7 protein-coding genes are annotated in these 8,139 nt (G+C 64.3%); 2 read left to right on the top strand and 5 right to left on the bottom strand.

Annotated elements, in window-relative coordinates:
- Positions 1 to 740: ABC transporter ATP-binding protein (locus EN993_RS26715; protein ID WP_206532422.1), on the top strand; the 740-nt coding region annotated here is incomplete at its 5' end.
- Positions 740 to 1,468 (top strand): ABC transporter ATP-binding protein, encoded by a 729-nt coding sequence (locus EN993_RS26720; protein ID WP_126070010.1) that lies wholly within the window; start codon positions 740 to 742, stop codon positions 1,466 to 1,468. The genes EN993_RS26715 and EN993_RS26720, both read left to right, overlap by 1 nt.
- A 106-nt stretch (positions 1,469 to 1,574) precedes the next feature.
- Here EN993_RS26720 and EN993_RS26725 read toward each other — a convergent pair whose 3' ends face one another.
- The 5 genes from EN993_RS26725 to EN993_RS26745 form a co-directional block, all read right to left on the bottom strand.
- On the bottom strand, positions 1,575 to 2,387 hold the full coding sequence (locus EN993_RS26725; RefSeq protein ID WP_127265258.1) for an NAD(P)-dependent oxidoreductase: 813 nt from the start codon (positions 2,385 to 2,387) through the stop codon (positions 1,575 to 1,577).
- 3 nt (positions 2,388 to 2,390) lie between these two features.
- The gene (locus EN993_RS26730) at positions 2,391 to 3,593 is read right to left on the bottom strand and encodes a pyridoxal phosphate-dependent aminotransferase (protein WP_127265259.1); all 1,203 of its coding nucleotides are present in this window, start codon (positions 3,591 to 3,593) and stop codon (positions 2,391 to 2,393) included.
- On the bottom strand, positions 3,590 to 5,209 hold the full coding sequence (locus EN993_RS26735) for a hydantoinase B/oxoprolinase family protein (RefSeq protein WP_127265260.1): 1,620 nt from the start codon (positions 5,207 to 5,209) through the stop codon (positions 3,590 to 3,592). Before EN993_RS26735 ends, EN993_RS26730 begins: the two co-directional genes overlap by 4 nt.
- Positions 5,206 to 7,302, bottom strand: a complete 2,097-nt coding sequence (locus EN993_RS26740; RefSeq protein ID WP_127265261.1) for a hydantoinase/oxoprolinase family protein — start codon at positions 7,300 to 7,302, stop codon at positions 5,206 to 5,208. Before EN993_RS26740 ends, EN993_RS26735 begins: the two co-directional genes overlap by 4 nt.
- Positions 7,299 to 8,139, bottom strand: an 841-nt coding sequence (locus EN993_RS26745) for a thiamine pyrophosphate-dependent enzyme (RefSeq protein ID WP_245468975.1), incomplete at its 5' end; no start/stop codon positions are given. The genes EN993_RS26745 and EN993_RS26740, both read right to left, overlap by 4 nt.

The following is an 8,139-nucleotide window of genomic DNA, read 5'->3' on the forward strand; positions in this document are numbered from 1 at the left end:
TGGGCCTCAGTTTCGGAGGACTGAAAGTCCTTCACGACATTTCGTTCTCGGTCGAGAAGGGCGCTATCAACAGTCTTATCGGGCCGAACGGGGCCGGCAAGACGTCGCTCTTCAATTGCCTGACCGGATTCTACAAGCCGAAGGGCGGCTCGATCAGTCTGGGCGGCCGGCCAATTACCGGTTTGCCGCCGCATCGCATCACCGCGCTCGGGCTCGCCCGCACATTTCAGAACATCCGGCTGTTCAAGGAAATGACCGTTCTGGAAAACGCCATGTCCGGCCAGCATTGCCGCAGCCGCCACGGCATTGTGTCGGCGATCCTGCACTTGCCGGCACAGCGGCGCGAGGAGGAGGCGATCCGAGCAGCCGGCATGCGCTGGCTCGATTTCGTCGGCATCCAGCAGCACGCGCATCGCCGCGCCGGCGGTCTTTCCTATGGCGATCAACGGCGGCTTGAACTCGCAAGAGCCCTGGCGTCGGCGCCCGAGCTCATCTTGCTGGACGAGCCTGCCGCCGGCCTGAACGAGCGCGAGAAGCTGGACCTTGTGCACCTGATCCGCCGCATTCGCGACGAGACCGGCGTCACCGTCCTGCTGATCGAGCACGACATGGGCCTGGTCATGCAAGTGTCGGAGAAGATCGTGGTGTTCGACTACGGCCAGAAGATCGCCGACGGGCCACCGGAGGCCGTGCGAGCGGACCCCAGGGTCATCGAAGCCTATCTGGGTACGGAGGAATGATGGACGCCGAAATCGTTCTTTCCGCGGACCGCATCGTCGCGCGCTATGACGGCATCGAAGCCCTTCATGGCGTTAGCCTTTCGGTCAAGCGCGGCCAGATCGTCGCCCTGCTTGGCGCGAACGGTGCAGGCAAGAGCACCACGCTGCGCACGCTGTCCGGCCTTGTTGCCGCATCCTCTGGAAGTGTCCGCTTCCTGGGCGAGGACATAACCAGGGTTCCTGCCCATCGCCTGCCGCATCGCGGGCTCGTCCACGTCCCGGAGGGAAGGCGTATCTTCGGCGACATGACGATCAAGGAGAACCTTGACCTCGGCTCGTTTACGCTTGCCGACGATGTCGAGCGCCGCCGGCGGCTGGACCACGTTTTTGAACTCTTCCCCATCCTGGCCCGCAGACAGAATGGCGATGCAAGGAATCTCTCGGGAGGTGAGCAGCAGATGCTGGCGATCGGGAGGGCCCTCATGGCCGCGCCCAAGGTGCTCCTGCTCGATGAGCCTTCCATGGGCCTGGCGCCGCAATTGATCAAGGAAGTCATGAACATCGTGCAACGCCTCAATCGTGAAGGCGTGACCATTCTGCTCGTGGAGCAGAACAGCAAAGTCGCCTTGAAGTTCGCCGACTACGGCTATGTGCTCAAAGCCGGGCGCGTCGTTCTTGAGGGACCAGGCAGCGATCTCGCGAGCAATGAAGCGGTCATCAGCGCCTATCTAGGCGGCGTCGCCGCCTGAAGACGACATGGGCTCGAACCGCTTATGGCTGGGTCGCGGGGCCGTACGAAACAATGCAGGAAATTTGCGAGACCGGTCGCGAGTTGGCTGTCGCGCTATTTGACCGTCATACGGGTTTGTCATCCGGGTGGCCGAGTTCGCAAAACCAGCCGCCCAGATACTTCACCGAGGGTGCCTTCGGATCGGGAACCGGCGTCCTCGCCTCCACCGCTGCGCGAAACGGCTCGGCACTATCCTGGGGAACAAATCCGATATGGTCTGCGCCCCTGTTGTCGACCATCTTCAGCTTGTTGTCTGAGATGCCGAAGGAGATCGTGTGGCCGACACGCGGCGCGGTAAGAGCTGCCTCAACCAGGCGCACGCAGTCGGCGAAAGAAAGATACGACCACAGCATGCGGCGGTCGGCCGGCTCGGGGAAGGACGAGAAGATGCGCAGGCACGCGGTCTCGATGCCGAACTTGTCCCAGTAGAGCCGACTCAGGCTTTCGACGAAATTCTTCGAGACGCCGTAGAGGCTGTCCGGACGCACCGGCGCGTCGACGCCGATATGGGCTTCGACTTCATGGTAGCCGATGGCATGCACCGAGGAGGCATAGATGACGCGCTTCACACCGTGTTTCCGGGCGCCTTCGTAGATGTGATAGGAGCCACGGATGCTGGAATCCAGGATCGTCTGCCATGCGCATTCAAGCGGCGCGCCGCCGAAATGCACGATCGCGTCGCAGTCCTTGGTGGCCGCAACCGTCGCCTCCATGTCAGCGAGATCGAAGACCGCCTCTTCCTCGTGCGAGGCAAGGTCGCCGAACGGTTCGCGGCCCGCCAGGCGGATCGTTCTTGCCAGCGGCACCAGCCCCTTTCGCAGTTCCGAGCCGAGCCGGCCGGCGGCGCCGGTGATCAGGATGCGTTCGTAATGGGGCATGGTCTACTCCACTTGCGCGACGGCGGCGTTGATCCGCGCGATCGCTTGGGCGAGCACCTCTTCGCTGGTGGCGGTGGAGATGCGGAAATAGGGTGAAAGTCCATAGGCAGCACCCGGCACCGATGCCACGCGGCCTTCGTTCAGGAGATAGGTCGCCACCGCCGTATCGTCCTCCAGCACGACGCCTTTGGGTGTCTTGCGGCCGATCAGGCTGGCGCAGCCGATATAGGCATAGAAAGCGCCTTCCGGCGGCGGCAGCGTAAGGCCGTTGATGCGTCTTATGCCATCGACCACCAAATTCCTGCGCGCCTCGAATGCCTCGCGGAAACGGGTCACCTCGTCCTGCGGGCCGTTCAGCGCGGCGACTGTCGCCGCCTGGGCGATCGAGCAGACCGAAGTGACCGACTGGCTCTGAATGGTCGACATCGCCTTGACCAGTGGCGCCGGGCCAGCCGCGTAACCGACACGCCAGCCGGTCATCGCATAGGCCTTGGCGACGCCGTTGACGATAAGGCTGCGGTCCCGAAGGTCCGGGCAAGCTTTGCCGAAGGATACGAATTCGCGGCCATCGAAGATGATGTGCTCATAGATCTCGTCGGACAGGATGAGCACCTGCGGATGCCTGGCAAGGACCGCGCCCAGCGCCTTGAGGTCGTCGGCCGAGTAGACCGCGCCGGATGGATTGCCGGGCATGTTCAAAAAGAGCCATTTGGTTTTCGGCGTGATTGCCTTTTCAAGCAGCTCCGGCGTCAGCCTGAAGCCGCCGCTTTCCGGGCATTCCACGGTGACGGGCGTACCGCCGAGCAGCTTCACCATCTCGGGATAGGACACGAAATAGGGTGCGGGCAGGATGGCCTCGTCGCCAGGTTCCAGCGTCGCCATCAGCGCGTTGAAGATGATCTGCTTGGCGCCGTTGGCAACGACGATGTCGTCGGCCGTGTAGTCCAGTCCGTTCTCGCGCCTGAACTTCCCGGCCACGGCCTCGCGCACTTCCAGCGAGCCGGCCGCGGCGGTGTAGAGGGTCTGGCCGGCCTTTGCGGCCGCGTGCGCCGCTTCAATGATGTGGGCAGGTGTCGGAAAATCAGGTTCGCCAAGGCCAAGGTCGATGACGTCGACGCCTTTGGCCCGTAGCGCCTTGGCTGCCTGCGAGGCCGCCATCGAAGCCGACGGCTTGACCACGGACAGGCGCGAAGCAATGTAGCTCATCGGCTTTTCTCCGAAATATAGCCCCTGGACACGTCCTGTGCCCGCGCCTCCGTACTGCGCTTGGCCGGATCGCCATAGCCGCCACCGCCGGGAAGTTCCAGAACCAGACGACGCCCTTCGGGAACGTGTTGCCAGCCCTTGGGGCGCATCAGCGTGCCATCGTCGAGTCTGACGATGCCGGCAATCCCGTCCTTGCCGCCATTGCGGCCCTTGGCTGGATGTCTGACCCGGTCGAACATGGCGGAGAAATCGAACTCGTGGCCTTCGGTGGCCGCGATTTCGAGGATCTGGCCGAGGCCGCCGCGAAATTCCCCGTCGCCGCCGGAATCGGGACGCAGTTCCTTGCGCCAGATGACGATCGGTCCGGTGTGCTCGGTCGCTTCGATCGGCATCGTATGGACACCGGACGGAAAGGCGGTGGCGGAAAGCCCGTCCAGCGTCGGGCGCGCGCCCATGCCGCCGGAATTGAACATCAGCACCTCGGCGCGGCGCCCGTCGCCGCTGGCGACCGGCCTGACCGAGATGTGGATGTTCCACAGTGCCGCCGCGCCTTCGGCAAGGATCTGGCCCGGCAGCGCCTTGGCCAGCGCGCCCAGCACCAGGTCGGGCACCATATGGCCGATGACGTGCCGCAGGGAGACCGGCGCCGGCCGCGGGGCGTTCAGGATGTTGGTCGGCGACGATATGGTGAACAGAGCAAGCGAGGCCGCATTGTTCGGGATCTCCGGCGCCACCACGCATTTCAGGGCGTAGCAGGCATAGGCCTTGCTGTAGATGATCGGAACGTTGATGCCCCAGCGGCTTATCGGATCGGTTCCGGAGAAGTCGACATTCAAATGGTCGTCGCCAATCGAGACGGCGGCCACCAGCTTGACCGGCGTGTCGTAGCCGTCGGTCACCAGCTCGTTCGACCAGCTGCCTTTCGGCAGCGCCTTGATGCGCTCCAGCGTCGCGTCATGGGTGCGCGTGAAGATGAACTCTCCCAGCCTGTCCAGCGATGCCAGACCGATCTCCTTCATCATGTCGACCAGGCGGCGGTGGCCGACCTCGTTGCAGGCGGCCAGCGAATAGAAGTCGCCGACAACCTGGTTCGGCTCGCGCACATTGGTGCGCAGGATCTTCACCAGATCGAGGTTCACCTTGCCGCGCTCGGCAAACTTCATGATCGGGATCTGGATGCCTTCCTCGTAGACCGACTTGCCGTCGGCGCCGAAGCCACGTCCGCCAACGTCGACCACATGGGCCGTGCAGGCGAAGAACGCCACCAGTTCGCCGTTGAGGAACGAGGGCGAGACCATGGTGATGTCGTGCAGATGGCCGGTGCCTTTCCAGGGATCGTTGGTGACATAGGTGTCGCCTTCGTACATCTCCTCGCGCGGGATTTCGTTCATGAATTGCAGCACGGCCTCGGCCATGGTGTTCACATGCCCGGGCGTGCCGGTCACGGCTTGTGCCAGCATCTCGCCGCGCGGATTGAACACGCCGGCCGACAGGTCGCCCGATTCACGCACCGATGTGGAGAAGGCTGTCCGCAACAGGGTCAGTGCCTGCTCCTCGACCACCGAGATCAGGCGATTCCACATCACCTGCATACGGATTTCCAAGATGTCGCTCATGCCTGGACCCCTTTGCGGATCAGGAGGATCGAACCGTCGCTCTGCAGCACGGCATCGAAGAGAGTGGTGACGACCGTCGACGTCTCGCGCTCGACGATCACCGCCGGGCCGCTGATGCGATCCCCCGGCGAAAGGTCGGCGCGTTCGATGATGGCTGAAATCTGCACGGTTCCGGTCGCCGGATCGAAAACCTCGCGCGTCTGCGAAGCGGCGACAGTCCTGGTCCCCATGGTGATCTCGTGCCTGGCCGGGGCCGGCCGCACGTCCTGCGCCTTGACCGACCAGGTCACGATCTCGATTTCCAACCCGTCGAGGCCATCGATGGCACGGCCGAAGAAGCGCGCGTAATTGTCCCGGAAAGCGTCCTTGACGCCCACCTCATCGCCGGGCCTGAACGCCCTGTCGGGCAGCGGCACCGGGATTTCCCAACCCTGGCCGGCATAGCGCATGAAGGCGGTGATCTCGCGCGTGATGGCACTGTTTGTACCGGCCCGCACGAAGCTCTCGGCGGTGGCCTTCAGCCCGTCGAGCAGCGCATTCACCTCGCATGCGTCGAACCGCGACAGCCGCGTCAGCTTGGAAGCCAGCGCCTCATAGCCGAACGGTGCCTTGAGGAAGCCGATGGCCGAACCGACGCCGGCGCCTTGCGGAACAAGGCACTGTTCCACGCCAAGCTTTTCGCACAGCCGTGCCGCATGCAGGGGCGCAGCGCCGCCAAAGGCGATCATCACATTGTCGGAGATGTTCTTGCCGTTTTCCACCGCGTGGACGCGGGCGGCATTGGCCATGTTCTCGTCGACGACCTCGCAGATGCCGAAGGCGGCGGAAACGGAATTGAGCGAAAGCCGGGTGCCGACATCGCGGGTGATGGCCTCCTCCGACGCCCGCGTGTCGAGCCTGATGGCGCCGCCGGCGAAATTGTCGGGATCGAGCTTGCCCAGGACGAGATCGGCATCGGTGATGGCTGGGCGGCTGCCGCCGCGCCCGTAGCAGGCGGGACCGGGTTCGGACCCGGCACTTTCCGGGCCGGTCTGGATGCGCCCCATGGCGTCGACCCAGGCGATCGAGCCGCCACCGGCGCCGATTTCGATCATCTCGATCACCGGGATCGAGATCGGCATGCCGGAGCCCTTGCAGAAGCGATAGGTGCGGGCGACCTCGAAGGTCCGCGCCGTGCGTGGGGAATAATCCTCGATCAGGCAGATCTTCGCAGTCGTTCCGCCCATGTCGTAGGAGACGACGGAGTCCAGGTCGAAGCGCCGCGCCACGTCGGCTGCGAAGATGGCGCCGCCGGCCGGACCGGACTCGACCAGGCGCACCGGAAATTCGGATGCGGTTTCCACCGAGATCAGACCACCGCCCGAGTGGATCATGAACACCGGGCAGTTCGCTCCCATCTCCTTCAGCCGCACCTGTAGGCGCACCAGATAGTCGGCCATCTGCGGCCGCACATAGGCATTGGCGCAAACCGTGTTGAAGCGTTCGAACTCGCGCATCTGCGGCGAGACCTCGGCGCTGATGGAGATCGGTATGTCCAGCTTTCCGGCGAGGATTTCGCGCGCCCGCCGCTCGTGCACCGCGTCCATGTAGGAATGAATGAAGCCGATGGCGACGGCGCCGAAGCCGCCGGCGGCGATGCTGTCGGCGATCTCGTCGAGTGCAACTTCGTCCAGCGGCTGCAATTCCCGCCCATCCGCGCCGATGCGCCCTTTGACCGTATAGCGATGCTCGCGCGGGATCAGTGGCGGTGGCAGCTTCAGGTTCAGATCATACTGTTCGAACCGGTTTTCCGTGCGCATCTCGATGACGTCGCGAAACCCTTCGGTCGTGACCAGCGCCGTCTTGGCGCCGCGCCGTTCGATGAGCGCGTTGGTCGCCAGCGTGGTGCCGTGGATGACGATGTCGAGGTCCGCCAGCGTGATGCCGGCGTCGCGCACGACGATCTCGATCCCGTCGAGGATGGCCTGCTCTGGCGCGGCATAGTTGGTCAGGATCTTGGTCGAGAAGATCGTGCCGCGCACATCGACCACGATATCGGTGAACGTGCCGCCGATATCCGCGCCGAGACGGATGTCATTTGCCGTGCTGATCATGCGTTGGCCTTCTGCGAAGCGAGCGCTGCGTCGCGCATCTGGGAAAGGGTCTGACGCGGCGTGATCGCCTCGGGCGAGATATCCAGCTCCAGGACCGCGCCGGTCGTAGACGCCAGCGCCCTGCCGAAAGCGCCGGCGAAATCCCCGGTCGCGCCGACCCGCTCGGCATGGAAGCCATAGGCCCGGGCGATGCCGACGAAATCCGGGTTCTCGATGTTCGTTCCCGACACGCGCGCCGGATAATGCCGCTCCTGATGGGCGCGGATGGTGCCGTAGATGCCGTTGTTCAGGATCAGCACGATGGGCTGCGCCCCGGCCTGCATCGCCGTCCCCAGCTCCTGGCAGTTCATCTGGAAATCGCCATCGCCGGCAAAGCAGACCACCGTGCGTCCGGGAAAAGCCACCTTGGCCGCGATGGCCGCCGGCAGGCCGTAGCCCATGGCGCCGGATTGCGGGGCGAGCAGCCGTGCCTTCGGCCCGAATTTGAAGAACTTGTTTGGCCAGACGGTGAAATTGCCGGCGCCATTGGTCAGGATCACATCGTCGGGCAGCGTCTCGCGCAGCCAGCGGCTGACCTCGACCATGTCGACGGGGCCCGGCTGGGCCGGTGCGGTGAACGTGCCCTCATAGCTTTGGCGTGCCTGCGACCGCCACGCGCCCCAGTCGCCCTTGATCGGCGAGAGCGCCTTGGCGAAGGCGTTCGGCCCGGCATGGATGCCAAGCGAGGGCACGTAGATCTTGCCGATCTCGCGATCCGAACCGTGGGCATGGATCAGCTTCTGCTTCGGCTCGGGCACGGACAAAAGCGTGTAGCCGTCCGTGGTCATCTCGCCAAAG

The organism is Mesorhizobium sp. M7D.F.Ca.US.004.01.2.1, from assembly GCF_003997785.1.
Taxonomy (GTDB): domain Bacteria; phylum Pseudomonadota; class Alphaproteobacteria; order Rhizobiales; family Rhizobiaceae; genus Mesorhizobium; species Mesorhizobium loti.